This is a genomic window from Thermus caliditerrae, assembly GCF_021462525.1.
GTDB lineage: Bacteria > Deinococcota > Deinococci > Deinococcales > Thermaceae > Thermus > Thermus caliditerrae.
The window spans coordinates 23,620-45,363 of record NZ_JAKEDT010000001.1 but is presented as its reverse complement, the minus strand read 5'-3'; the positions used below and the strand labels follow the sequence as shown (position 1 = coordinate 45,363).

General features: G+C 69.1%; 26 protein-coding genes and 1 other RNA gene. 6 read left to right on the top strand and 21 right to left on the bottom strand.

What is annotated here, in order from left to right; genetic code table 11:
- Positions 1-45: 45 nt before the first annotated feature.
- The 20 genes from L1088_RS00255 to rnpB all read right to left on the bottom strand — a co-directional run bounded on the left by L1088_RS00255 (position 46) and on the right by rnpB (position 16,965).
- Complete coding sequence (locus L1088_RS00255; protein WP_234553214.1) at positions 46-711, bottom strand: DUF4397 domain-containing protein; 666 nt, start codon at positions 709-711, stop codon at positions 46-48.
- Complete coding sequence (locus tag L1088_RS00250) at positions 708-1,166, bottom strand: DUF6992 family protein (protein ID WP_234553213.1); 459 nt, start codon at positions 1,164-1,166, stop codon at positions 708-710. Before L1088_RS00250 ends, L1088_RS00255 begins: the two co-directional genes overlap by 4 nt.
- A complete protein-coding gene (locus L1088_RS00245; protein ID WP_234553212.1) occupies positions 1,163-1,702 on the bottom strand; it encodes a hypothetical protein in 540 nt (179 codons plus the stop codon). The genes L1088_RS00250 and L1088_RS00245 overlap by 4 nt, the downstream gene beginning before the upstream one ends.
- A 118-nt stretch (positions 1,703-1,820) precedes the next feature.
- A complete protein-coding gene (locus tag L1088_RS00240) occupies positions 1,821-2,321 on the bottom strand; it encodes a crossover junction endodeoxyribonuclease RuvC (protein WP_234553211.1) in 501 nt (166 codons plus the stop codon).
- 33 nt (positions 2,322-2,354) lie between these two features.
- Positions 2,355-3,410 carry a cell division protein FtsZ gene (ftsZ, locus tag L1088_RS00235; protein ID WP_234553210.1) on the bottom strand — a complete coding sequence of 352 codons (1,056 nt, stop codon included), beginning with the start codon at positions 3,408-3,410 and terminating at the stop codon, positions 2,355-2,357.
- Between the two features lie 28 nt (positions 3,411-3,438).
- On the bottom strand, positions 3,439-4,689 hold the full coding sequence (gene ftsA / locus L1088_RS00230; protein WP_038046817.1) for a cell division protein FtsA: 1,251 nt from the start codon (positions 4,687-4,689) through the stop codon (positions 3,439-3,441).
- The gene (locus tag L1088_RS00225) at positions 4,686-5,270 is read right to left on the bottom strand and encodes a cell division protein FtsQ/DivIB (protein ID WP_234553209.1); all 585 of its coding nucleotides are present in this window, start codon (positions 5,268-5,270) and stop codon (positions 4,686-4,688) included. The genes ftsA and L1088_RS00225 overlap by 4 nt, the downstream gene beginning before the upstream one ends.
- 33 nt (positions 5,271-5,303) lie before the next feature.
- Positions 5,304-6,101, bottom strand: coding sequence for a UDP-N-acetylmuramate dehydrogenase (locus tag L1088_RS00220; protein WP_234553208.1), 798 nt, complete (start codon positions 6,099-6,101; stop codon positions 5,304-5,306).
- Complete coding sequence (locus L1088_RS00215; protein ID WP_234553207.1) at positions 6,091-7,431, bottom strand: UDP-N-acetylmuramate--L-alanine ligase; 1,341 nt, start codon at positions 7,429-7,431, stop codon at positions 6,091-6,093. The genes L1088_RS00220 and L1088_RS00215 overlap by 11 nt, the downstream gene beginning before the upstream one ends.
- Positions 7,428-8,447, bottom strand: a complete 1,020-nt coding sequence (locus L1088_RS00210) for a UDP-N-acetylglucosamine--N-acetylmuramyl-(pentapeptide) pyrophosphoryl-undecaprenol N-acetylglucosamine transferase (protein ID WP_234553206.1) — start codon at positions 8,445-8,447, stop codon at positions 7,428-7,430. Before L1088_RS00210 ends, L1088_RS00215 begins: the two co-directional genes overlap by 4 nt.
- Positions 8,435-9,490, bottom strand: coding sequence for an FtsW/RodA/SpoVE family cell cycle protein (locus L1088_RS00205; protein ID WP_234553205.1), 1,056 nt, complete (start codon positions 9,488-9,490; stop codon positions 8,435-8,437). Before L1088_RS00205 ends, L1088_RS00210 begins: the two co-directional genes overlap by 13 nt.
- Positions 9,472-10,722 (bottom strand): Mur ligase family protein, encoded by a 1,251-nt coding sequence (locus L1088_RS00200; protein WP_234553204.1) that lies wholly within the window; start codon positions 10,720-10,722, stop codon positions 9,472-9,474. The genes L1088_RS00205 and L1088_RS00200 overlap by 19 nt, the downstream gene beginning before the upstream one ends.
- Complete coding sequence (locus L1088_RS00195) at positions 10,719-11,573, bottom strand: phospho-N-acetylmuramoyl-pentapeptide-transferase (protein ID WP_234553203.1); 855 nt, start codon at positions 11,571-11,573, stop codon at positions 10,719-10,721. The genes L1088_RS00200 and L1088_RS00195 overlap by 4 nt, the downstream gene beginning before the upstream one ends.
- Positions 11,564-12,265 carry a hypothetical protein gene (locus L1088_RS00190; RefSeq protein ID WP_234553202.1) on the bottom strand — a complete coding sequence of 234 codons (702 nt, stop codon included), beginning with the start codon at positions 12,263-12,265 and terminating at the stop codon, positions 11,564-11,566. The genes L1088_RS00195 and L1088_RS00190 overlap by 10 nt, the downstream gene beginning before the upstream one ends.
- Positions 12,253-13,563: a UDP-N-acetylmuramoyl-tripeptide--D-alanyl-D-alanine ligase gene (locus L1088_RS00185; protein WP_234553201.1), complete on the bottom strand. Its 1,311-nt coding sequence runs from the start codon at positions 13,561-13,563 to the stop codon at positions 12,253-12,255. The genes L1088_RS00190 and L1088_RS00185 overlap by 13 nt, the downstream gene beginning before the upstream one ends.
- Complete coding sequence (locus tag L1088_RS00180) at positions 13,547-14,866, bottom strand: peptidoglycan D,D-transpeptidase FtsI family protein (protein ID WP_234553483.1); 1,320 nt, start codon at positions 14,864-14,866, stop codon at positions 13,547-13,549. The genes L1088_RS00185 and L1088_RS00180 overlap by 17 nt, the downstream gene beginning before the upstream one ends.
- The gene (locus L1088_RS00175; RefSeq protein ID WP_234553200.1) at positions 14,863-15,108 is read right to left on the bottom strand and encodes a hypothetical protein; all 246 of its coding nucleotides are present in this window, start codon (positions 15,106-15,108) and stop codon (positions 14,863-14,865) included. Before L1088_RS00175 ends, L1088_RS00180 begins: the two co-directional genes overlap by 4 nt.
- Positions 15,105-15,965, bottom strand: a complete 861-nt coding sequence (rsmH, locus tag L1088_RS00170; RefSeq protein ID WP_234553199.1) for a 16S rRNA (cytosine(1402)-N(4))-methyltransferase RsmH — start codon at positions 15,963-15,965, stop codon at positions 15,105-15,107. Before rsmH ends, L1088_RS00175 begins: the two co-directional genes overlap by 4 nt.
- A gap of 6 nt (positions 15,966-15,971) precedes the next feature.
- Positions 15,972-16,406 carry a division/cell wall cluster transcriptional repressor MraZ gene (gene mraZ, locus L1088_RS00165; protein ID WP_038049470.1) on the bottom strand — a complete coding sequence of 145 codons (435 nt, stop codon included), beginning with the start codon at positions 16,404-16,406 and terminating at the stop codon, positions 15,972-15,974.
- A 190-nt stretch (positions 16,407-16,596) separates the two neighbouring features.
- Positions 16,597-16,965: RNase P RNA component class A (gene rnpB, locus L1088_RS00160), an RNA gene on the bottom strand.
- 43 nt (positions 16,966-17,008) lie between these two features.
- On the opposite strand from rnpB, the gene L1088_RS00155 reads away from it, so the two are divergent.
- From L1088_RS00155 to L1088_RS00145, 3 genes are all read left to right on the top strand, one after another.
- Positions 17,009-17,191 (top strand): hypothetical protein, encoded by a 183-nt coding sequence (locus tag L1088_RS00155; RefSeq protein WP_234553198.1) that lies wholly within the window; start codon positions 17,009-17,011, stop codon positions 17,189-17,191.
- Positions 17,192-17,352: 161 nt separating this feature from the next.
- Positions 17,353-17,568: a 50S ribosomal protein L31 gene (gene rpmE / locus L1088_RS00150; protein WP_026234242.1), complete on the top strand. Its 216-nt coding sequence runs from the start codon at positions 17,353-17,355 to the stop codon at positions 17,566-17,568.
- A gap of 82 nt (positions 17,569-17,650) precedes the next feature.
- Positions 17,651-18,229, top strand: a complete 579-nt coding sequence (locus L1088_RS00145; RefSeq protein WP_234553197.1) for a thymidine kinase — start codon at positions 17,651-17,653, stop codon at positions 18,227-18,229.
- Here the strand turns inward: L1088_RS00145 and L1088_RS00140 are convergent.
- Entirely contained in the window at positions 18,223-18,651 is a 429-nt protein-coding gene (locus L1088_RS00140) for an Hsp20/alpha crystallin family protein (RefSeq protein ID WP_234553196.1), read from the bottom strand. The two genes, L1088_RS00145 and L1088_RS00140, sit on opposite strands and share 7 nt — an antisense overlap.
- An 18-nt stretch (positions 18,652-18,669) precedes the next feature.
- Here L1088_RS00140 and miaA point away from each other — a divergent pair, with 18 nt between their 5' ends.
- The 3 genes from miaA to L1088_RS00125 are packed head-to-tail and all read left to right on the top strand — an operon-like array spanning position 18,670 to position 21,744.
- A complete protein-coding gene (gene miaA, locus L1088_RS00135; protein ID WP_234553195.1) occupies positions 18,670-19,578 on the top strand; it encodes a tRNA (adenosine(37)-N6)-dimethylallyltransferase MiaA in 909 nt (302 codons plus the stop codon).
- 7 nt (positions 19,579-19,585) lie between these two features.
- On the top strand, positions 19,586-21,001 hold the full coding sequence (gatA, locus tag L1088_RS00130; protein ID WP_038046786.1) for an Asp-tRNA(Asn)/Glu-tRNA(Gln) amidotransferase subunit GatA: 1,416 nt from the start codon (positions 19,586-19,588) through the stop codon (positions 20,999-21,001).
- Positions 21,001-21,744 (top strand): 3'-5' exonuclease, encoded by a 744-nt coding sequence (locus tag L1088_RS00125; protein WP_234553194.1) that lies wholly within the window; start codon positions 21,001-21,003, stop codon positions 21,742-21,744. Before gatA ends, L1088_RS00125 begins: the two co-directional genes overlap by 1 nt.

The window sequence follows — 21,744 nt, the reverse complement described above, 5'->3', positions numbered from 1 at the left end:
ACAAGGGAGGCCCCCCGGAGGGCCCGGGGGGCCAGCGGCCTTTCCTCAGCGGTTCCCGCCCAAAGCGGCCGCATCCACCACCGGTACCACGGTGAGGGTGCCTGCCTTGACGCTACCCACGGCGAAAACCGTATAGGTCTTGCCGCTTTCCAGTACCACTCCGGGAAGGTCCAGGGCCACGGTGCTCGTTCCCGCCACCCGGACCTCGAGGTCATACCGTCCTGCGGGCACCACCAGGTACTGGCCGGCCCGGGGGAAGGGGAGGTTGCCAAAGAGCACCGGTCCGCCCTTCACGGCCACGTCCACCGCTGGGGCGTCGGGGGAGGTATGCACCACCCTCACCCGAGCGTAGCCCGCCCGGGGGAAGAGGCCGGCCAGAGCGTCCGTGTAAACTTGGGGCCGGATTTGGGCCAGGAAGCCGGTGGCGGCCACGGTGTAGTAGATCCCCTCCCGTAGGTCCAGCTCGGCGTCAATGACCACCGGGCTGCTTTGCCCTGTGGGCACCACTTGCACGCGCACCTTAGCCGCGGGCAGGGGAAGGTAAGGGGTAACCTCTTTGAACGCTAGCCCTGTGATGGTCCGCTGCCCGTTCACCAGGATGTCCACCGCCGGGGCGTCGGGGGAAAGATGGGCCACCCGTACCATCGCCCCTTGGGCCAGAGCCAGACCGCCTACCGCCAGCGCCAACAGCAAACCGAAAAACTTTTTCATGCTTTCACCTCCCACGGCCAGCATAGGGGCGGTTGGTTTGTAGAACCTTTGTCTAGCCTACGAATAGATTGCGAGCAATCTTTGGACAGCAGGGTTTTCAAGGAAGGGTACGCAGGGCGTGCCCCAGGTCGAAGATCAGGAGGAACCCCCCCCTGCACCAGGATGGCCAGGCCAAAGCCCCGGTAGGGGGCTTTCCTGCCCCGGAGGAAGAGGAGAACGCCTGCCAGGAGATACAGGACGTCCAGCCCCGCGTTGAAGAGGAGGATCCCCCATAGGTTTTCCGGGGTTTCCCGCCCCAGGGCGTAAAGACCCAGGGCCCCATCCACCAGCCCCCAAGCCCCGTTCATAAAGAAAAAGCTCCGCCAAAAGGGGCTTTGGGCCCACCAGAGCCCGAACAGGGCCGTCCCCAGGGAGAGGAGGGCCCAGAGGAGGAGGCCTTGGGCTAGGGCGGTCATCGGCAGCGGTTGAAGCGGGGGATGGCAGCTAGGCCCTCCAAGCTCCCCCCTGGCACCTCCAGTCCGTCCAAGGAGAGGAGGTAGTACCCCTCTCCCATTCCCGCCTCCACCGCCAAGAGGTACGTGCCCCCCCGCAACTCCACCTCCAGGCGGGGGCCCCGCCGGGCCCGGAGGCCGTAGCCCCGGTAAGGGGTCCAGGCCACCGCCTCCCGCCTCAGGCCCCCCCACCCCGGGGGCAGGGGAAGGGGGGCCTCCCCTCCGAGCCCCTGCCCCAGGAGCCAAAGGACGGGGCGGAAGCCCTCAGGGCAGCCCCCGCCCACGAAGAGGGAAGCCCTCAAGGGGAAGCCCTCCGGAACCTCAAGGCGGAAGAAGGCCCACTCCCCGGGCCCCAGGCGGCCCAAGAGGGCCTGGGCCACCTCGGGGCGGGCCACGGGGTAGGCGGCCTCGGGGCTCGGGGAGCCGGGATTCCAAAAGGGCTGGTGGGTCAGGGCCGGGAGGCTGCTCAGGACCAGGGTTCCAAAGAGGCGCTTGACCATGGGCCCAGCCTAACCCCAGCCCCGGGGCCAGAGGGTGGCCTGGGCCCCAGGGGCCGGGGAGGGGGTCCCGGCGAAGGGGCACCCAGGGCCTCCGCCAGGGGAAGGGGGCGAGGGGTTCTCAGAGGGGCTTGGCCGCCTCGAGGCGGGCGTAAAAGGCGTGGGTCAAGGCGATGGCCAGGGCGTCCGCCAGGTGGCTGGGCTTGGGGGCTTCCTTCAGGCCCAGCATCCCCCGCACCATGAGGGCCACCTCTTCCTTGCTAGCGTGCCCGTGCCCCGCCAGGGCCTGCTTCACCTGCATGGGGCCGTAGGCGTAGACCGGTACCCCGGTTTCAAAGGCGGCCACCAGCACCGCCCCCAGGGCCCAGCCCACCTTGTAGGCCAGCTCGTTTTGCCGGTAGAAGAACTGCTCCTCCACCGCCAAAGCCTCGGGGCGGAAGCGCAGGAGGGCCTCCTTCACCCGGGCGTGGATGCGGCCCACCCGTTCCTTGGCCGGTTCCTGGTGGGAGGTTTTCACCACCTCCCCGTGGAGGAGGTGAGCCCTCAGGCTTCCCCTAGGCTCCACCTCCACCACCCCCAAGCCCAAATGGGTGATGCCAGGATCAACGCCCGCCACGATCATGGGCGCGAGGGAAAGACCGGGGTGGGGGCTACCTCAGTTTCCTTTCCTGGGTGGGTAGTCCCCGTCCCCATAGCGGATGAAGGCCGGGATGTCGAAGTTATAGGGGTCGGCGTGGGTGGGGAAGTCCAGGGGGCGCACGGGCCTGGGCACCACGGTGCTCTCCCCGAACCCTGCGGCGATGAGGATCACCCGAAGCTCGTCCTGGGCCCGGTCGTCGTAGGTGACCCCGTAGAGGATGTCCACGTCCTCGTGGCCGGTGGCTTCCCGAACCCGCTCCACCACCTCGGCGGCCTCCATGAGGGAGAGGTCCTCGGAGCCCACCACGTTGAGGAGAAGCCGCTTGGCACCCTCAATGGAACGTTCCAGGAGGGGGCTGTGGGTGGCGGTTTTGGCGGCTTCCTCCACGCGGTTTTCGCCCCGTCCCGCACCGATGCCCATAAGCACCTGACCTGCCCCTTCCAAAAGGGTTTTCACGTCGGCGAAGTCCACGTTGATGAGGCCGGGGAGATTGATGACGTCGGTGATACCCTTCACCCCGTGGTACAGGACCCGGTCGGCGATGAGGAAGGCGTCCTTGAGGCTTACCTTCTTGTCCACCGCAGAGAGGAGGCGGTCGTTTTGCACCACCACCATGGCGTCCACCTTTTCCTTGAGGCGCCGGATGCCCTCTTCCGCCGCCTTGAGGCGCTTGGGGCCTTCGAAGCTAAAGGGACGGGTGACCACGGCCACGGTGAGGGCCCCAAGCCGCTTGGCGATCTCCGCCACCACCGGGGCGCTTCCCGTGCCCGTGCCACCTCCCATGCCGGCGGTGAGGAAGACCAGATCGGCCCCCTCCAGGGCCTCGGCGATGAGGTCTTCGGTCTCAAGGGCCGCCTTCTCCCCGATCTCGGGGTTGCCGCCAGCCCCCAGGCCCCGGGTGAGCTTCTCCCCCAGCTGGATGCGCACGTCCGCCAAGCTCTTAGCCAGGACCTGGGCGTCGGTGTTGGCGGCGATGAACTCCACCCCGGAAAGCCCCGCCTCGATCATGCGGTTGACCGCGTTGTTCCCCGCGCCCCCGAGTCCGATGACCTTGATGACCGCTCCTTCCATCTGCCCCTCCCTCAAGGATACCCCCATCTCAGAACAGGTTGTTGAAAATTTCCTTGATGCGCGCCCAGATGCCTTCGCTCTTTGCCTTTTCCCCATCCCCCGGGCGCTTTTCCCTCCGGGAAGCCCGGCGCGGTTCCGGGGTCTGGACCGGTAAGGTGCTCCCGTAGCGAACAAGGCCCACCGCGGTGGCGTGGGCGGGGGTGGCCACCACGTCGGTGAGGCCGGAAACCCCGTGGGGCTTGCCCACCCGCACCGGGAGCCCGTACTGCTGGCGGGCCAGCAGGTCGAAGCCCCGGAGAAGGGCGCTCCCCCCGGTGAGGATCACCCGGTTTACCTTGATCTCCAAAGGCCCCAGGGCCTCGTCCACGGACTGGCGGGCCAGGTGCAGGATTTCCCGCAGGCGGGGGCGGATGATGCGGGCGAGCTCAGGAGCGGGTACCTCCCCTAAGGACCCACCCTCCTGGTTGATCTCCAGGACCAGTTCCGGGTCGGCCAGCTCCGGCAGGGCCGCCCCGTACTTCCGCTTCACCCGCTCCGCTTCCTCAAAGGGGATCTTGAGAAGCTGGGCGATGTCCTGGGTCACGTGGTCTCCGCCCAAGGGCAGGACGGAGGAGTGGGCCAGCCTACCCTCACGGAAGACGGCCACATCGGTGGTGCCCCCGCCCACGTCCAGGAGGAGGACGGTCATGTGTTCCTCTTCCGGACCTAGGACCCCCAGGCCGCTGGCCAGGGTCTGGGCCACCAGGGCCTCGATGTCCAGCCCTGCCTCCTCCACCGCCCGCCGCAGGTTGGCTAAAGGTCCCCGGCCTGCGGCCACCAGGTGGACGTCCACCTCGAGGCGCACCCCGGCCATGCCCACGGGGTCTTTGATGCCCTCCTGGCCGTCCACCTTGAACTCCAGGGGCAGGGCGTGGAGGAGCTCCAGCTCGGCGTCAAAGGGGTAGGCTTTGGCCTGCTCGATAGCCCGCTCCACATCGGCGGCGGCGATGCTCTGCCCGCGCCGGATGGCCGCCAGGCCGTGGCTGGTCACGCTCTTGAGGTGGGGCCCCCCCACCCCGAGGATCACCCGCTCCACCTTGACCCCCGCCACCCGCTCCGCCTGGTAGACGCTTTGCCGGATGGCCTCCGTGGTGCGCTCCAGGTTGACCACCACGCCCCGCTTCAGGCCTTGGGAGGGAACAGTGCCTTCCCCAATGATGTCCAGCACCCCATCGGGGGCCAGCTCCCCAATCACGGTGGTGACCTTGCTGCTGCCTACGTCCAATCCTGCGATAATCATGGGCTTACGCTCACCCCCCAAGAATACAAGAAGACCTTGCCCTCGGGCCGCCCAGCTTGGGCATACTTTAGCAGAAGCTCCGCCGTGGGGGCGAAGAGGCTTCCCCTCTCCCACTCCACCCAGAAGCCCGCAGGGGTGTACCGGAGCCTCTTGGCTTCCGGATAGGCGCGGGCCAAAGCCAAGAGGGCTTGGGTGGGAAGGGGTCCTTTCCCTTTCACCTCCGGGCCGGGGGCCCAGACGGCCCCGCCCGGGAGGAGGGTGCCGTCGGTGGCCAAGGCGGCCCCGCCTTCCAGGGGCAGGAAGGGCTCCCGCTCCCGGAGAACCAAGCGTACCTGGCCCACCCGGGGCTTCTCTAAGTGGGCCTCCGCCACCCATGGGTCTTGCCGAAGGGGGTGCAAGCGGTTTGGGAGCACCCAAAGCCAGGGCTCGCCGGGCAGAAGGCGGGTGCGGGCCAAAACCGCCTCCTCCTTGAGGCGCTTTAGCCCCACCACCTCCACGCGCTCCACCGGGAAGAGCACCAGGCTGGCCACGTACAAGGTGGCGAGGACGAGCATGGCCAGCAGGGTTCTCATGGCCCCCATCTTATCCCCCATCTGTGAAAGATCGGCGAAGACTCACGGCCACACCTCCCACTCCAGCTCCAGGGGAAGTTCCTCCTGGATGCGCTTTAGAAGTTCCAGGATGTCCCTGGCAGTAGCCTGGCCTAGGTTCACGATGAAGTTTCCGTGTTCCAGGGCCACCATGGCGTCCCCCACCCTAAGGCCCTTCAGGCCCCGCTGGTCGATGAGGCGGCCTGCGGACTGGCCGGGGGGGTTTTTGAAGGCGCAGCCAGCGCTTTTCTTCTTGGGTTGGCCCTTGCGGGCGGCGTCCACCTCGGCCATGCGCCGCCGGATCTCCTCCAGGGGGCGTTCCTTGAGCCTGAGCTTCACCCGGGTCACGATGCCCCCAGGGGGGAGGCGGCTTTGGCGGTAGCCGAAGCCCAACTCTTCCGGCAAGTAGGTTTGGAAGCGGCCCTCGTGGAAGATCTCCACCGCTTCCAGGGCGTCGGCCATCTCTCCGAAGCGGGTGCCCGCGTTCATCTTCACCGCTCCCCCCACTTGGGCGGGGATGCCGAGAAGCCCCTCGAGGCCGGAAAGCCCTTCTCTGGCCGCCTCCTGCACCAAAAGGGGCAGCAGAGCCCCGGCCCCCACCCAGCCCCGCAGGTCGTAGGCTTGGAACTCCCCCGCCAGGCGGATGACCCTTTCCGGCACCCCTTCGTCCAGGACCAGGAGGTTGGAGCCGTTGCCGAGGATGCGGTAGGGGGCTTCGGTGGCCCGCAGGAGCTCCTCCCGGGTTTCCACCGTCCAGAGCTCCGCCGGGCCGCCCACCCCCAGGGTGGTGTAGTCCTTGAGGAGCACCCGCTCAACCCTCATGCACAAGCCTCCAGGCCAGCTCGGTCACATCCCCCGCCCCTAGGGCCAGCCAGACCTCTCCTGGGGAGGCCGTGGAGCGGGCGTAGGTCAAGGCCTCTTCTTGGCAGAGAAAGCGGGCGGGGGTGCCCCGGGCAAGAAGGCCCTCCGCGATCCTCTGGGAGAGTTCTTCCGGGCTCAGGTTTGCCCGTTCCCCCGCGGCGTACACGGGGAGGACCACCACTTCCTCGGCCCCTTGTAGGGCCTCCACGAAGGCTTCCCAGAGCTCCAGGGTGCGGAAGAGGCGGTGGGGCTGGAAGAGAACCCGCACCCGTAGCCCAAGGAGGGAGGCGGCCTCGAGGGTGGCCTTTACCTCCGTGGGGTGGTGGGCGTAGTCGTCCACCACCAGGGCTCCCCGCACCTGGCCCACCCTCTGAAAACGCCGCCCCACCCCGGGGAAGCGGGCCAGGCCTTCCAGGATGGCCTCCTTCTCCACCTCGAAGGCCAAGGCGGCCAGGGCGGCGGCCAGGGCGTTTCGGACGTTGTGGGCCCCCGGCACCCGCAACCGGGCTTCCCCCAGCGCCTCCCCCCGGTGCACCAGGAGGAAGCGGCTTCCCTCGGGTTCCAGGCGCACCTCCTCAGCCCAAAGCTCCCCTCCTTGGCCGAACAGCCTCCGGGGAAGCCCCTCCGAAAGGGCGAGGAGGCGGGGGTCAAAGGCCGGGACCACCGCCACCTCCGCCCCCGCCAGGAAGCCCCTCATGGCGGCCTCGAGCTCCTCCAAGCTCCCGTGGTAGTTGGGGGCTTTCTGGCCTGGGGGAGCGATGTGGTCGGCCTCGAGGTTGGTGGCCACCGCCACCCGCACCCGCACCCCTTGGAAGAGGGGGTCGGACTCGTCCACCTCCGCCAGGCGGGGGCCCTCCCCGTAGCGGGCGTTGCCGGGCAGGAGGGAGAGCTCCCCGCCCAGAAGGACCCAGGGGTCCAGGCCCGCCGCCAGGAGGATGCTGGCCAGCATCCCCGTGGTGGTGGTCTTGCCGTGGGTGCCCGTCACCCCCAAGGAGGGTTTCTGCGCCAGGAGGTGGGCGAGGAGCTCCATGCGCCGCAAGACCCGCATCCCCCTCCTCTGGGCCTCCCGCACCTCGGGGTGGTCCAAGGGAATGGGGGTGGGCACCACCAGGGTGTCCTCTTGCCCCAGGTGGGCGGGGTCGTGGCCGGGGAAGACCGGCACGCCCAGGGCCTGGGCCCGTCTGCCGGGCCGGAGGTCGCACCCCGTCACCTCCACCCCTTCTCCCTGCAAAAGCTTCGCCAGGGCGCTCATGCCCACGCCCTCCATGCCCATGACGTGCACGCGCTTCATAGGTACTCCTCCAGCCAGTCTGCGAGGCGCTTTGCGGCGCCTTCGGGGGAGAGGCGGGCCATGGCCTCGCGGTAGGGTTCGGGGCGGGCCAAAAGCCCTTCCACCTGCTTTGCCAGGCGCCCGTAGTCCCCAAGCTCCGCCGCTCCCGCCTCCCGGTAGGTGCGGGCGTTGGCCGCCTGTGCCCCGCCGTCCAGGGAGGCAGGGAGGGGGAAGAGGAGGGCGGGAAGGCGGTGAAAGGCCGCCTCCGCCAGGGTGCCCGCCCCGGCGCGGGCCAGGAGGAGGTCGGCGGCGCTCATGGCCAGGGGAGCGTCCACGAAGCCCGCTACCCGGTAGGCCTCCCCTTCCAGGTGGCGGTAGCGCTCCACCCAGCGCTCCCCCACCTGGTGGAGCACGGGGAGGCCCAGGGGCTTGAGAAGGGGCGGAAGCTTTTCGTTGAGCTCCAGGCTTCCCTGGCTTCCCCCCAGCACCAGGAGGAGGGGCTTCTTAGGGTCAAAGCCCAGCCGGGCCTTGGCCTCGGCCTGGGGGTGGCGCACCTCCCGCACGGGGTAGCCGGTGATCCGGGCCTTGCGGGCCATCCAGGGGGGAAGCGCCGTGGGCACGGAGAGGGCCAGGCCCTTGGCCAGGGGGGCCAGGAGGCGGATGGCCAGGCCCGGCTTGGCGTTTTGCTCGTGGAGGAGGACCGGGACCTTGGCGAGCTCCCCCACCAGGGCCCCGGGGAAGCCCGCGTAGCCCCCGGTGGAGAGGATGGCTTTGGGGCGGACCCGCCGCAGGAGGGCCCGGGCCGCCAGGAGCCCTTTTAGAACCTTCCAGGCCTCCTTGGGACGAAGGGCGCTACGGTCCAGCTTTCCGGCGGGGATGAGGGCGTGGGGCAAGGAGGTGGTGGGGAGGAGGCGGGCCTCGAGGCCCCCTTCCGCCCCCAGGTAAAAGACGGGATGCCCCCGGCGCCCGAGTTCCTCGGCCACCGCCAAAGCGGGGAAGAGGTGGCCCCCGGTGCCGCCGCCCGTCAGGAGGACCACGCCTGCACCTCCTTCCTTTTGGCCTCCCGCGCAAGCCGCAGGAGCACCCCCACGGCGAAGCCCGAGACCAAGAGGGAGCTTCCCCCGTAGGAAACCAGGGGTAGCGGCACCCCGGTCACGGGCAGGAAGCCCACGGTGACGCCGATGTTCAAGGCCGCCTGCAGGGTGAGGTAGAGGGTGAGGCCCAGGGCCACCAGGCTCTCCGGTCCCTTCAGGGTGAGGGCCAAGGAAAGGCCCCGCAGGAAGAGGAGGGCGTAAAGGAAGAGCACCACTAACCCTCCCAGCCAGCCTGTGGCAAAGACCACGCTGGCGAAGACCATGTCGTTGTGGGCCTCGGGCAGGTGGGGTAGGACCCCGCCAGGGCCTTGGCCGAAAGGACCTGCCAGCAACAGGGCCTTTTGCGCCTGGAGCACCTGGTACGCGGTGCGGTCGGGGCTGGCTTCACCCTGGAGATAATTTAGAAAACCTGTGAAGCGCTCTGAAACGTAGCGGAAGCGGGCGAGGTAGTAGCCGGAGAAGGGCAAAATGGCCAGAAGCCCCGCCAGCCCCACGAAGAAGAGCCGGCGCCAGGGCACCCCGGCGAAGACGAAGAGGAGGGCGCTCAGGGTGACGAGGAAGAGGGCGGTGGCGAAGTCCGGCTCCACCAGGACCAGGCCTGCGGCGGCCGCCGCCAGCACCGCCGCCCCCACGATGGGGTAGTCGTTCCCCTTGCGCCCCACGAAGGAGGCCAGGTAAAAGACCAGAACGACCTTGGCCAGCTCTGAGGGCTGGAAGCCTAAGGGCCCCAGGTAGAACCAGCGGCGCACCCCTCCCGGGCCGTCCCCCAGGAAGAGGACCAGGACCAGAAGGGCTAGGGTGCCTACGAGGAGGAGGCGGGCGTGGCGGAGGTAGAGCTTGGGCGGGAGGAGGGTGCCCAGGAGGAGGGCCACGAGGGAGAGCCCAATCCGCAGGAGGTGCCCCTGGAGAAGGCTGGGCTCGGCCACCCCCACGCCGAGGAGGCCGAAGGCCATGAGGAGGAGGGCGCTCAGGAGGAGGGGGTCCACGGCTCACCTCCCAGGGCGAAGACCGCTTCCCGGAAAGCCTGGGCGCGGTCCTTGTAATCCCGGAACTGGTCGAAGCTGGCGGCCAGGGGGGCCAGGAGGACGCTTCCCCGCTCCAGGCGCCTGAGGGCCTCTGCCACCGCGGCCTTGAGGGCCTCTCGGCCATCGGCCTCGAGGACCTCCACCACCTCGGGGCCTTCCCCCAGGGCCCGGGCCATTCGGGATCCGTCCCGGCCAATGGCCAGCACCACGGCCACCCGGGGAAGCAGGGGCTTCAAGGGCTCTAAGTCGGCCCCCTTGTCCTCGCCCCCCAGGATCCAGGCGATGGGGGCGGGGGCCGCCCGGAGGGCGGCGGCCACGGAGGGGGTGCGGGTGGCGATGGAGTCGTCGATGAAGACCACCTCCCCCTTGCGGGCGAAAACCTGGAAGCGATGGGGTGGGGTGGGGAGGCTTTGCAGGCTTTGCCGGAGGGCCTCCGGGTCCAGCCGCCTTCCCAGGAGGTCCAGGTAAGCCCGTGTGGCCTGGAGGGCGGCCTGCAGGTTGCTCTCCCTCGGAGTTTCGCCGGGGGTAAAGGGGTAGAGGCGGGCAGGGGAGGTCTCGGCCGCCGCCAGCACCCTGGGGTCCTGGGCGTTGTAGACCAGGGCCTCTTCCCGGGTGAGGTTTTTCAGGAGGTTGAGCTTGGCCTGGTGGTAGGCCTCGAGGCTCCCGTGCCGGTCCAGGTGGTCTACCCCCAGGTTGAGGAGGACCGCCACCTTGGGCCGGAAGGCGTCCACCCGCTCCAGCTGGAAGCTGGAAAGCTCAGCCACCGCCACCTCGGTCTCGTCCACCACGCTCACCAGGGGGGGGTCCATGTTGCCCCCGGGCAAGGCCCGAAGACCCTGGCCCTGGAGGAGGTGGGCGGTGAAGAGGGTGGTGGAGGTCTTCCCCGCGGTGCCGGTGATACCGAGGATGGGGGTAGGGGAAAGGCGGTAGGCCAGCTCCGCTTCCCCCAGCACCCGCGACCCCGCTTCCCGGAGGCGCACCAGGTGGGGATGGGTGAGGGGCACCCCGGGGGCGGCCACCACCTCTTCGTACTGCCCGGAAAGCTCCCAGTCGGGGGCGAAGCCCAGGGCCAGCGCCTCGGCCACCTCGGCCTCCTTGGGCCGGTCGTCGTAGAAGCGGGCGGGAAGCTCCCTCCTCCTGAGGAAGGCCAAGACGCCGAGGCCGCTTCTCCCCAGGCCGTAGACCAGGGTCACGGCATCCCTCCCCTAAAGGCGATGACAGTAGCCAAGGCGGTGAGGAGGGCGAAGCGGAAGACCACCTTGGCCTCCTCCCACCCCGAGAGCTCAAAGTGGTGGTGCAGGGGGCTCATGCGCAGAAGCCGCCTGCCCGTGCGCCGGAAATAGAGGACCTGGGCCACCACGGAGAGCACCTCCAAGACGGGCACGATGGCCGCCAGGGGCAGGAGCCAAAGCTTTCCCGTGAGGACGAAAAGCCCCGCTACCGTCGCCCCCAGGGCCTGGCTGCCCGTGTCCCCCATGAAGACCTTGGCCTTGGGGGCGTTGTGCCAGAGGAAGCCCAAAACCGCTCCCAGGAGGGTTTGGGCGAAGGGGTAGGGGTAGAAGGGCAGGAGGAGGATGGCGGTCACGCTGGCCAGGAGCCCGTCCAAGCCGTCGGTGAAGTTGAAGGCGTTGGCCGCCCCCACCACCGCAAAGGCGATGAGGAAGACGTCCAGGATGGGCCAAGGGGTGTAGACCACCTGCCGCACCGCCCAGAGGGCGAAGACCAGGGCCATGAGGGCCTGCAGGGCCAGCTTCTCCCGCGCCCTCAAGGGGCGGGAGGCGCTTCCCCCCAGGTCGTCCACAAGGCCCAAGAGGGCGAAGCCCAGCGCCAGAAGCCAGAGGCCCACAAGCCCGTCCTTTTCCCCCAGGAGGTAGGCCAAGAAGGCGGCCAGCAGGAAGGCCACCCCGCCCATGCTGGGGGTGCCCTCCTTGGCGAGGTGCGTCTGAGGGCCGTCCCGCCGCACCTTCTTGCCCAGGCCCAGGCTCTTCATGAGGCCGATCCAGACCGCGGTGAGGAACCAGGAAAGGAGCATGCCTAGGGCCATACCACCTCCTTACAGGAAACCACCCGTTGGCCAGGGGTGAGGTAGACCTGCTCCTCCCAAGCGGCAAAGTCTTCCGCCGGGGCCAAGGGTTTGGCCCCATCGGGCCGCACCAGGTAGACCCCGGCCATCAGGGCCACTACCCCGCAGGCCCCGGATTGGGCCTTGCGGACGGGATGGGGCAGGGGGATGGACCGCCCTTCTGGGGAGAAAAACGCCTCCTGGCCGAGGGCGGTGGCGCCTCCTGGCCAGGGCACCACCTGGCGGAAGCGGCCCCGCTGGAGCAGGGCGCTTTCCCGGTGAAGCCCCTCCCCATCCACCCAGTAGAGGCCTTCTGGGGACCAAAAGGCGTCCAGGGCGGGATAGGGGAGGAGGCCCTCTGGGGTCCAGACCCCTGCCCCCAGCCCCACGGTCGGCCTGGCCCCTGCCCGCAGGAAGCGGGGCACCCCGGGGAGGGGGAGGCTTTCCAGGCGGCCTTCCTTGAGGACCAAAAGCTGGTAGGGGTAGGCGGCGTAAAGGGCTTCTCCATCTGCGTCCAGGAAGAGGGGGTTGCCGGGCAGAACCCCTTGGAAGCGCCCGGTGACCAACCCCCCTAGGGCGAAGCCCCCAGGGTAGGGGAGAGGCTGGGGTGCAACCCCCATGGGGGCGCAGGCCGCCAGCAAGGCCAGGTAGGGGAGGGGGTTCAGGCGTCCCATAGCTCCAGGATTCGTTCCAGGGTGATGGCCCTCGAGGCCTTGAGGTACACCAGGTCCCCGGGCCGCACCCGTGCCTTCAGCCAGGCCAGGGCTTCCTCCAGGGTCTCGGCGGCCTCGCCGCCAAAGGCCGCCTGCTCCCGGGCGAAAGGCCCCAGGTAAAGGGGGCTCAGGCCCAGCCGCACGGCCTCCTCCGCCACCTCTAGGTGGAGCCTTCGGGCCTCCTCCCCCAGTTCCCGCATCTCCCCCAGCACCGCCCACTTCCGCCCGGGCTGGGCCGCCAGCCAGCGGAGCCCGGCCTTCACGGAGAGGGGGTTGGCGTTGTAGGCGTCGTTCAGGAAGACTACCCCTCCCTTTTCCCTGCGCTCCATGCGGCCTGGGGGAAGCCTGAGGGAGGCAAGCCGCTCCGCCACCTCCTGAGGGTCCTGCCCAAGGAGCTCCGCCGCCGCCAAAGCCGCCAGGGCTGCCAGCGCCGGTCCCAGGCCGGGATAAGGAAGCCGCACCCTAAGGTTTCGGTAGCGGAAGCGGGTTTCCGCGGGCAAAAGCTCCAGGTCCTCGCCCCGGAAGGTGGCCTCGCCGAAGCCGTAGGTGGGATGGGCCTGGGGGTAGCCCAGGCGGGAGAGGACCTCTGCCGCCTGCAGGCTCACCAGGGCCTGGGGGGACTGGAGGAGCCCGGCCTCCTCCCGCACCACCCCCTCGAGGCTCCCAAAGGCCAGGAGGTGCTCCTCCCCCAAGGCGGTGAGCACGGAAAGGGTGGGCCGGGCCAGGTCCATGAGCTCCGCCATCTCCCCCACCCGGTCGATGCCCAGCTCCACCACGCCTCCTTGGGCCCCGGGGTCCAGGCGGAGGAAAAAGCGGGCCAGGGGCGGGGCGGTGTTCTGGTTGCCGGGAGGGGCGGAAAACCCCAAGCCCTGGGCCAGGGCCTCCTTGGTGGTGGTCTTGCCCGAACTCCCCCCCACCGCCACCACCGGCCCCGGGAAGAGGTCCCGCAGGGCCCTCCCCAAGCGGAGGAGGGCCTGGTGGGTGTCCTGGACCTCCACCGTGGCCTCTCCCGGGCGGTCGGAAAGCACCAGGTGGGCGCCTTTGGCCAGGGCCTCGAGGGCGTAGGCCCGGCCGTGGGTCCGCTGGCCGGGGAGGGCCACGAAGAGGCTGCCCGGGGCCACCTCCCGGCTGTCCCAGAAAAGATCGCTCACGGGCCTCCCCCCCGGGTGCAACCGCCCCCCCGCGGCCTCGGCCACCCACTCCGGCGTTATTTCCCTAACATGCGCAAGATGCACAAGTCCCTCACCGCCCTTCAGCATAGGGGGGCACGCCCCGGTAGGCCAAGAGGCCAGCGGCGATCTCGCGGAAGATGGGGGCGGCCACCTGGCTGCCGTGGACCTCTCCCTTGGGGTGGTGCACCGCCACCACCACGGTGTAAAGGGGCTGATCCCCGGGAACGAAGCCGGCGAACCACGCGGTGAAGACCTGCCGGGAGTAACGGCCCCGGACCACCACCTGCGCCGTTCCCGTCTTGCCTGCCAGGGGATACCCCTCCAGGTGGGCACGGGGCGCCAGGCCTTCCTGGAGGGCTTTGCGCACGGCCTGGGCGGTGGCTTGGGAAAAGACCCGTTCCTTGCGGGGGGTTTGTCCTTGAAAGAGTTGGGGGGAGCGGTAGATCCCGTCCACCAGGGTGGCAAAGGCGGCGGCCAGGTGCAAGGGGGTGATGAGGAAGCCCTGACCGAAGGTGTGGTTGGCGTAGGCCGCCTTGCTCCAGTTTCTGGGAGGCTTGACCAGGGGCGGGGCTACCCGCACCCCGGGAAGGGGCTCGGGGTCGGTGAGGTGCAGCCGTTGCATGTAGGTGAAGAAGACCCCCATGGGTACCGCCTCGGCTAAGGAGCTGATCCCCACGTTGGAGGAGTACTTCAGCACCTCGGCCAGGGTCAGGACCGGGGGGTGGGGCACCGCGTCCCGGATGGTCCACCCGTCCACCACCCGGTAGGACGGGGCCTCCACCCGGGTGGTGAGGCTGGCGACGCCCTCCTCCAGGAGCACCGCCGCGCTGAGGGCCTTCATGGTGGAGCCGGGTTCCAGGGGCACCAAAAAGGCGTGGTTGCGCCAGGAGATGTCCGCCTCCGGGTCTTTACGGGGGGCCATGGGGTCAAATGCCGGGCCGTTGGCCACGGCCACTAGGCGTCCTTGGCGGTCCAGGACGATGGCGGTGGCGAAGGCACCCCGGCTTCGCGCCAGGCCCTCCCAAAGGGCCTGCTCCACCAGGGCCTGGACCCAGGGGTCCAGGGTAAGGGTGAAGCTTCGCCCTTCCGCGAGGGCGGCGTTCAGATCGCGTTCCAGCCCCTCCAGTCCCCTTCCTGACCCCCGTTCCCCGAAGCCCACGAGCTGGCTGGCGCTGGTCCCCAAGGGGTAGTGGCGGCCTTCCTTAAGGCTCAGGGCCAAAGGGGTGCCGTCTTGGGCGTACAGGGTGCCCCTTACCGCCGCGGGGGGTGGGGGGGCGGGCGATGGCCTAGGGGCGTGGGCCACCAAGGCGTAGACCCCGAGGCCGAAGAGGAGGAGCCAGCCCGCGAGCCCCAGGAAGACCAAGGGAACGCGGCTCACCCCCGCGGTCACGGCGACCACCTCCCCTGGCTCATGGGCACGAAGCCGTGCGCCTTGGCCCACTCCAGCACCCGGTGGGGCTGGGTCCGCCGCCAGCCCTCCTGCCGCAGGGCCTCCTCCCGGGCTTCTAGCCGGGCCAGCTGGGCCTCCAGGGCGCGCAGGTGGGCCCGCTCCACCTGGTTGCGGTGGCCCGCGGCGAAGACCAAGAGGAGGGCCAGCAGGTAGAGGAGGCCGTAGCGCCAGGCGGTCCTCATGCCGCCTCCTTCTCCGCCGCCCGCAGCTTGGCGCTGCGGGCCCGGGGGTTCTTGGCCACCTCTTCCGGGCTCGGGGTGAGGGGCTTCTTGGTGAGCACCCTTAACCCGCTTTCCCTCAGGAAGTGTTTCACCAGGCGGTCTTCCAGGGAGTGGAAGGTGATGATCACCAGCCGCCCCCCAGGGGCCAAGACCTCCTTGGCCTGGGCCAGGAAGTCGGCCAGGGCGCCCAGCTCGTCGTTTACGTACATGCGCAGGGCCTGGAAGGTCTTGCGGGCCGGGTGGCCGGCCTTGCGGAAGCCCACTGCCCGCCGCACCACCTCGGCGAGCTCCGTGGTGGTGCGGATGGGAGCTTTTTCCCGGGCGGCCACGATGGCCTTGGCGATGCGCCAGGCCTGTTTTTCCTCCCCCAGGTCCCGCAGGATGCGGTAGAGCTCCTCCAGGGGAAGCCGGTTCACCACCTCTTCGGCGGTGGGGCCTTCCTGGCCCATGCGCATGTCCAAAGGGCCCTCTTTCTGGTAGCTGAAGCCCCGGTTTGGGTCTTCCAGGTGGTAGCTGGAAACCCCGAGGTCCGCCAGGATGCCCGCCACCTGCTCCACCCCCGCCTCGGCAAGGACGTCTTTGAGGCGGCGGAAGTTCGTTTGGTAGACCCGAAGCCCTGGAAGGCCTAGGGCGCGGGCCCGCTCCACCGCCTCCGGGTCCTGGTCCAGCCCGATGACCAGGCCGCCCCGCTCCAAAATGCCGCGGGTGTGGCCCGCCCCCCCCAGGGTGGCGTCCACATAGACCTTCCCCGGTTCTACCCTCAGGAGGTCCAAAGCCTCTTGGTAGAGGACGGGAATGTGCTGGGTAATGGCTTCCATAAATACCTATCCAATAAGCCCCCGCAAGGCCTCGGGGGCCGGCGGGTTGTGCATGATCTCCTCAATGGCCTTCCACCAGCGTTCCTGGCTCCATATCTCCAGCCTTCCCGGAGCCCCGGCGATGACCACCTCGCCCCCTTCCTGAAGGCCGGCAAACTGGCGCAAGGGTGGGGGGATGAGGACGCGGGAGGCGTTGTCCATGCGGGTTTTGTGGGCACCAGAGTAGAAGAAGCGCACGAAGGCGCGGGCCTGGGCGTCGGTGAGAGGGAGGTTCACCAGCTGCTCCTCGATCTTGCGCCAGCGGTCCGAGGGGAAGACGTAGAGGCAGCCCTCCATGCCGCGGGTGAGCACCAGGCCGTCCTCGAGGAAGTCCCGGAAAGGGGCGGGGATCACCACCCGTCCTTTGTCGTCCAGGCTGTACTGGTACTCGCCGAAGGGCATCTCCCACCCACTCCCACCTTCCAGGGCCCTGGCCTTGGGCTGCATTGGGGCGATGGCCCGCACCCGGGAAGGGCTTTTCGGGCGGAAGTATACCATGCTTTCCCCACAGATTTCCACCATGTCCCACCTGTGACCCACCCAGGTCCCACTCCCCGGGGAAAAGGAAAGCCCCCGAGCTCAAGCTCGGGGGCTTCCAGGACAGGGCGTAAGCCGGGTTCTGTTTTTGCGGTCATCTCTCTGGGACCGGTGTCGCCACCGGCCTCAAGCAGCCCATCCCGCAGGTTATGGCGGGCCGGGCAAGCCCTCCCTGCCTACTGGGCCTTGCACCGGGTGGGGTTTGCCGTGCCGCCCCTGTCTCCAGGGAGCGCGGTGGGCTCTTACCCCACCGTTTCACCCTTGCCCGCACCGGACCTGGGGTCCGGCCGCTGGCGGTCTTTTCTCTGTGGCACTTTCCGTCGGGTTACCCCGCCCAGCCGTTAGCTGGCACCCTGCCCTACGGTGCCCGGACTTTCCTCACCCGAGGCGGTTGGCCCTCGAGCGCGACCGCACCCCTGTCCTGGGGCAACCTTCAGTTTAGCGCATTTGCGGGGTAAAGTGAAGGGGTGCGGTGGCCTTGGTACCTGCCCCTGGTGCTCCTCTTCCTGGCCTTGGTGGGGCTTGGGGTTTTGGGGCTCCTTTGGCTTCTGGCCACTTTGGGGGTGGCGGCGGGTACCCTTTACTGGGCTTGGAAGCGCCTCCAGCGCAGGCTTTTGGGCCCTAGGTGGCGCCGCCTGCCGCCTCCTTGAGGCTTCCATGGCGGCATGGGCCGCAACGGGTGCCCTCAAAGGGCCACGGCCAAGTGGCCTCATCTTTGGCCGAGGCTCGCCTGGGCTTGCGGGAACCGCGGCGGGCGGCTAAACTGGGTAGTGGTTTCTGCACGGCCAAGACCGTGCGGGAGGAGGCGAGCGTGAAAGAAGGCATTCACCCCAAGCTGGTGCCCGCCCGCATCATCTGCGGTTGCGGCAACGTCATCCACACTTACTCCACCAAGCCGGAGATCCACGTGGAGGTGTGCAGCAAGTGCCACCCCTTCTACACGGGCCAGCAGCGCTTCGTGGATACCGAGGGCCGCGTGGAGCGCTTCCAGCGCCGCTTCGGCGACTCGTACCGCAAGGGCCGTTAGGGCGGCGTCGGCGTCCGGGGGGCTGGGTCCCCCCGGGCTTTGCTTTTGCCGGAGGCTTCCGTAGAATGCCCCCGGAGGAGCGATGCCGCCCACCCTTCACCGGCAAGGATGGATTGAAGTCATCGTGGGGCCCATGTTTTCCGGAAAGAGCGAGGAGCTGATCCGCCGGGTGAAGCGGGCCCTCATCGCCAAGCAGAGCGTGGCCGTATTCAAGCCCAGGCTGGACAACCGCTACCACGAGGCCCACGTGGTGAGCCACGATGGGGAGCGGGTGGAGGCCATTCCCGTGGAGAGCGCCCTGGAGATGGAGCCCTACCTCACGCCCCTACCCCAGGTGGTGGCGGTGGACGAGGCCCAGTTCCTGGACCAGGGTCTGGTGGCCCTGGCCGAGGGGCTGGCTGGGCAGGGGGTGCGGGTCATCCTGGCGGGGTTGGACCTGGATTTCCGGGGGGAGCCTTTCGGCATCATGCCGGAACTCCTGGCCCGGGCGGAGTTCGTGGAGAAGCTCACCGCCATCTGCGTGCGCTGCGGGGCTCCCGCCACCCGCACCCAGCGCTTGGTGGACGGCCTTCCCGCCCGGTATTCCGACCCCGTGATCTTGGTAGGGGCCCAGGAGCGGTACGAGCCCCGCTGCCGGGCCTGCCACCAGGTGCGCTACTGAGCCAGGGGCAGCCTGGCCCCCTCGCGTTTGCGGAAGCGGATTTCCAAGACCCCCTGGCGCAGGCTGGCCTGGGCGGTGCCCTCCTCGATGGGCCCGGGGAGTTCCAGGGTGCGGCGGAAGGTGCCCATGGGGCGTTCTTCCAGGAGGTAGGTGCCGGGAAGGGGGTGGCGCACCCCGGCTAGGGTGACCCGGCTTCCCTCCTCGAGGAGCTCCAGGTCCTCCGGGCGCACCCCGGGCAGGTCCACCAGGAGCACGTAGTGCTCCTCGTCTTCCAGGAGGTCCACCCGGGGCACCCAGGCGGCAGGCTCCAGGGGTTGGCCCTCGGGGAGGGCACCGGTGAGCTGGTAGGCCAGCTCGGCGATGCGCTCTTGCAGCTCTTTGAGCTTGCGCAGGGTTTCCAGGTGGTCGGGGCGGTCCAGCATGCCCTTAGCATAAGGGACGTGGAGGCGGTGCCCGTTCTGGCAGGGCCCACGGGAAGCGGGAAGACCCTTTTGGCCCTCCGGTTGGCCGAGGAGCTTCCGGTGGAGGTGGTGTCCGCGGACGCCACCATGGTCTACCGGGGGATGGACGTGGGCACCGACAAGCCCACCCCAGAAGAGCGGGCGCGGGTGCCCCACCACCTGGTGGACGTGCTGGAGCCTTCCGAGGCCATGAGCGTGGCCCGCTTTCTGGACCTGGCGGAGGCGGCGGTGGCCGATATTCTGGCTCGCGGAAAGGTGCCCTTGGTGGTGGGGGGGACAGGCTACTACATCCGGGTCCTTTCCCAGGGGCTACACGAGTTGCCTCCCCCTGAGCCCGAGGTGCAGGCGCAACTCTGGCAGGAGCTTGGGGTCAAGGGCCTCGAGGCCCTCTTGGCCGAGTTGGCCCAGCAGAGCCCTGAAGACGCCCTCCGGGTGGGCCGGAACCCTAGGCGGTTGGTGCGGGCCATGGAGGTCCTGAGGCGCACGGGGATACCCCCCGCCCGTTTTTCTCGGCGTCTACCCCGCTTTCGCTACCGGAAGCTGGTCCTCTGGCCCGAGCGGGACTGGCTTTGGCCCAAGCTGGAGGAACGGGCCAAGCGTCAGTTCGCCGGGGGGCTGGTGGAGGAGGTGCGGGCCCTTCTGGAGCGCTACCCCACCCTGCCCACCGCCCTTCAGGCCATCGGCTACAAGGAGGTGGTGGGCTACCTTCGGGGGGAATACAGCCTGGAGGAAGCCCTCAAGCGGGACATCCGGGCGGTGAAGGCCTACGCCAAGAGGCAGTACACCTGGTTCCGCCGTGAGCCTGGGGACGTGACCTACCTGCCCCGGGGTGGGGCAGAAGCATACTCGGGTTTCCGGGACTGGCTGAACCTGCACTTCGGGCTATAGTGGGGGCATGTTGGCCCACGAGATCCGCGCCAAGGTGGCGCGGGGGGAGGTTTCCCCCTTGGAGGTGGCGCAGGCGTACCTGGAACGGGTCCGCGCCTTGGACCCAGGTCTGGGGGCCTTTCTCCGCTTGAACGAAGCCCTCCTGGAGGAAGCCCAAAGGGTGGACCCCTCCTTGCCCCTGGCGGGCCTGGTGGTGGCGGTCAAGGACAACATCGTCACCAAGGGGCTGGCCACCACTGCGGGTAGCCGCCTCTTGGAGAACTTCGTGCCCCCTTACGAGGCCACGGCGGTGGCCCGGCTGAAGGCCCTGGGGGCTTTGGTCCTGGGCAAGACCAACCTGGACGAGTTCGCCATGGGCTCCTCCACGGAGCACTCGGCCTTTTTCCCCACCAAGAACCCCTTTGACCCCTCCCGGGTACCGGGAGGCAGCAGCGGGGGGAGTGCGGCGGCGGTGGCCGCGGACCTGGCCCCCCTGGCCCTGGGCTCGGACACGGGGGGCAGCGTGCGCCAGCCCGCGAGCTTCTGCGGGGTCTACGGCTTGAAGCCCACCTACGGCCGGGTGAGCCGCTTTGGCCTCATCGCCTACGCCTCCAGCCTGGACCAGATCGGCCCCCTGGCCCGCTCGGTGCGCGACCTGGCCCTCCTCATGGACGCCGTGGCCGGGGCGGATCCCCTGGACGCCACCAGCCTGGACCTTCCGCCCCGGTTCCAGGAAGCCTTGGAGGCGCCCTTGCCCCCCTTGCGCCTGGGGGTGGTGCGGGAAGGGCTTGCGGGCAACAGCCCGGGGGTGGAGAGGGCGCTGGAGGAGGCGCTTTCCGTCTTCCAGGGGCTGGGGTTCTCCGTCAAGGAGGTGTCCTGGCCTTCCTTGCCCCTGGCCCTAAACGCCTACTACATCCTGGCCCCTGCGGAGGCCAGCTCCAACCTGGCCCGCTACGACGGCACCCTTTACGGGTTCCGGGCGGAGGGGGAGGAGCTTTGGCGGGTGGTGGAGGAGACGCGGGCCCGGTTTGGCCTCGAGGTGAAGCGCCGCATCCTGGTGGGCACCTTCGTCCTCTCCAGCGGCTACTACGAGGCCTACTACGGCCGGGCCCAGGCCTTCCGCCAGCGGCTAAGGGCCGAGGCCAAAGCGCTTTTTGCCGAGGTGGACCTCCTCCTCCTTCCCACCGCGCCCCACCCCCCCTTCCCCCTGGGGGGAAGGCCCGACCCCTTGGCCATGTACCGCGAGGACCTCTACACCGTGGGGGCTAACCTCACCGGCCTCCCGGCCCTTTCTTTCCCCGCGGGCTTTGAGGAGGGGCTTCCTCTGGGCCTCCAGCTCCTGGCCCCCTGGGGACGGGACGAGGCGCTCTTGCGGGCGGCCTTGGCCTTTGAGGAGGCCACGGAACGGGCGTTCGTGAAGACCCCCATGGGCGAGGCCCTCTAGTGGAAGCGGTCCTGCGCTACCGGATGGCCACCCGCATGGCCCAAAGGCTGAGGGCTGAGGGGCGGCCCCTGCCCCTGCCCGCCTTGGGGGAAACCTTGGGGCTTAGGGGTCCGGTGGAGCCCATCCTCAGGCCCCTCCTGGACGGGCGTTTTGTTCCCGAAGGGGAGGTGGGCCTTTGGGAGTGGCACTACCCCTTTCCCCCGGAAGGGGAGGCGGTGGTGGTGCTGGACCTAGAGACCACCGGCCTGGCCCCAGGGCTTAACGAGGTCATCGAGCTGGCCCTTGTGCGGCTGGAGGGAGGGGAGCGCCGGGCCTTCCAAAGCCTGGTGCGTCCCTTGCGGCCTCCTAGCCCCTTCATCCAGAGGCTCACGGGGATCCGGACGTGGGAGTTGGAAGGGGCCCCGCCTTGGGAGGCGGTGCTGGAGGAAGCCTGGCCCCTCCTGGAGGGGGCTACCCTGGTCATCCAAAACGCCCCCTTTGACCTCGCCTTCCTCCGCCCGGCCCTCGAGGGCCTGGGCCACCGCCTGGAGAACCCGGTGGTGGATACCCTGCGCCTGGCCAAGAAGGCCATGCAGGGCCTAAGGCGCTACGGCCTGGACGCCCTTTCCGAAGCGCTTCTCCTCCCGCCCCGGGCGGAGCACCGGGCGCTTGGCGACGTGGAGCGGACCCTTGCCGTGGCCTACGAGGTGTATTATATGCTCACTTCAGGTAGGCCCCGTCCCTTGTGGGAACTTGGGAGGTGA

Excerpts from the sequence above, each read along its gene's own strand:
- L1088_RS00145 (WP_234553197.1), top strand. The coding sequence starts at position 17,651 with ATGCCGCCCACCCTTCACCGGCAAGGATGGATTGAAGTCATCGTGGGG.
- L1088_RS00185 (WP_234553201.1), bottom strand. The coding sequence starts at position 13,563 with ATGCTGAAGGGCGGTGAGGGACTTGTGCATCTTGCGCATGTTAGGGAA.
- L1088_RS00195 (WP_234553203.1), bottom strand. The coding sequence starts at position 11,573 with ATGGCCCTAGGCATGCTCCTTTCCTGGTTCCTCACCGCGGTCTGGATC.
- L1088_RS00240 (WP_234553211.1), bottom strand. The coding sequence starts at position 2,321 with ATGATCGTGGCGGGCGTTGATCCTGGCATCACCCATTTGGGCTTGGGG.
- rsmH (WP_234553199.1), bottom strand. The coding sequence starts at position 15,965 with ATGGAAGCCATTACCCAGCACATTCCCGTCCTCTACCAAGAGGCTTTG.
- ftsZ (WP_234553210.1), bottom strand. The coding sequence starts at position 3,410 with ATGGAAGGAGCGGTCATCAAGGTCATCGGACTCGGGGGCGCGGGGAAC.
- L1088_RS00250 (WP_234553213.1), bottom strand. The coding sequence starts at position 1,166 with ATGACCGCCCTAGCCCAAGGCCTCCTCCTCTGGGCCCTCCTCTCCCTG.
- L1088_RS00215 (WP_234553207.1), bottom strand. The coding sequence starts at position 7,431 with ATGAAGCGCGTGCACGTCATGGGCATGGAGGGCGTGGGCATGAGCGCC.
- L1088_RS00175 (WP_234553200.1), bottom strand. The coding sequence starts at position 15,108 with ATGAGGACCGCCTGGCGCTACGGCCTCCTCTACCTGCTGGCCCTCCTC.
- gatA (WP_038046786.1), top strand. The coding sequence starts at position 19,586 with ATGTTGGCCCACGAGATCCGCGCCAAGGTGGCGCGGGGGGAGGTTTCC.
- L1088_RS00255 (WP_234553214.1), bottom strand. The coding sequence starts at position 711 with ATGAAAAAGTTTTTCGGTTTGCTGTTGGCGCTGGCGGTAGGCGGTCTG.
- L1088_RS00190 (WP_234553202.1), bottom strand. The coding sequence starts at position 12,265 with ATGGGACGCCTGAACCCCCTCCCCTACCTGGCCTTGCTGGCGGCCTGC.
- ftsA (WP_038046817.1), bottom strand. The coding sequence starts at position 4,689 with ATGATTATCGCAGGATTGGACGTAGGCAGCAGCAAGGTCACCACCGTG.
- mraZ (WP_038049470.1), bottom strand. The coding sequence starts at position 16,406 with ATGCCCTTCGGCGAGTACCAGTACAGCCTGGACGACAAAGGACGGGTG.
- L1088_RS00140 (WP_234553196.1), bottom strand. The coding sequence starts at position 18,651 with ATGCTGGACCGCCCCGACCACCTGGAAACCCTGCGCAAGCTCAAAGAG.
- L1088_RS00220 (WP_234553208.1), bottom strand. The coding sequence starts at position 6,101 with ATGAGGGTTGAGCGGGTGCTCCTCAAGGACTACACCACCCTGGGGGTG.
- L1088_RS00245 (WP_234553212.1), bottom strand. The coding sequence starts at position 1,702 with ATGGTCAAGCGCCTCTTTGGAACCCTGGTCCTGAGCAGCCTCCCGGCC.
- L1088_RS00225 (WP_234553209.1), bottom strand. The coding sequence starts at position 5,270 with ATGGGGGCCATGAGAACCCTGCTGGCCATGCTCGTCCTCGCCACCTTG.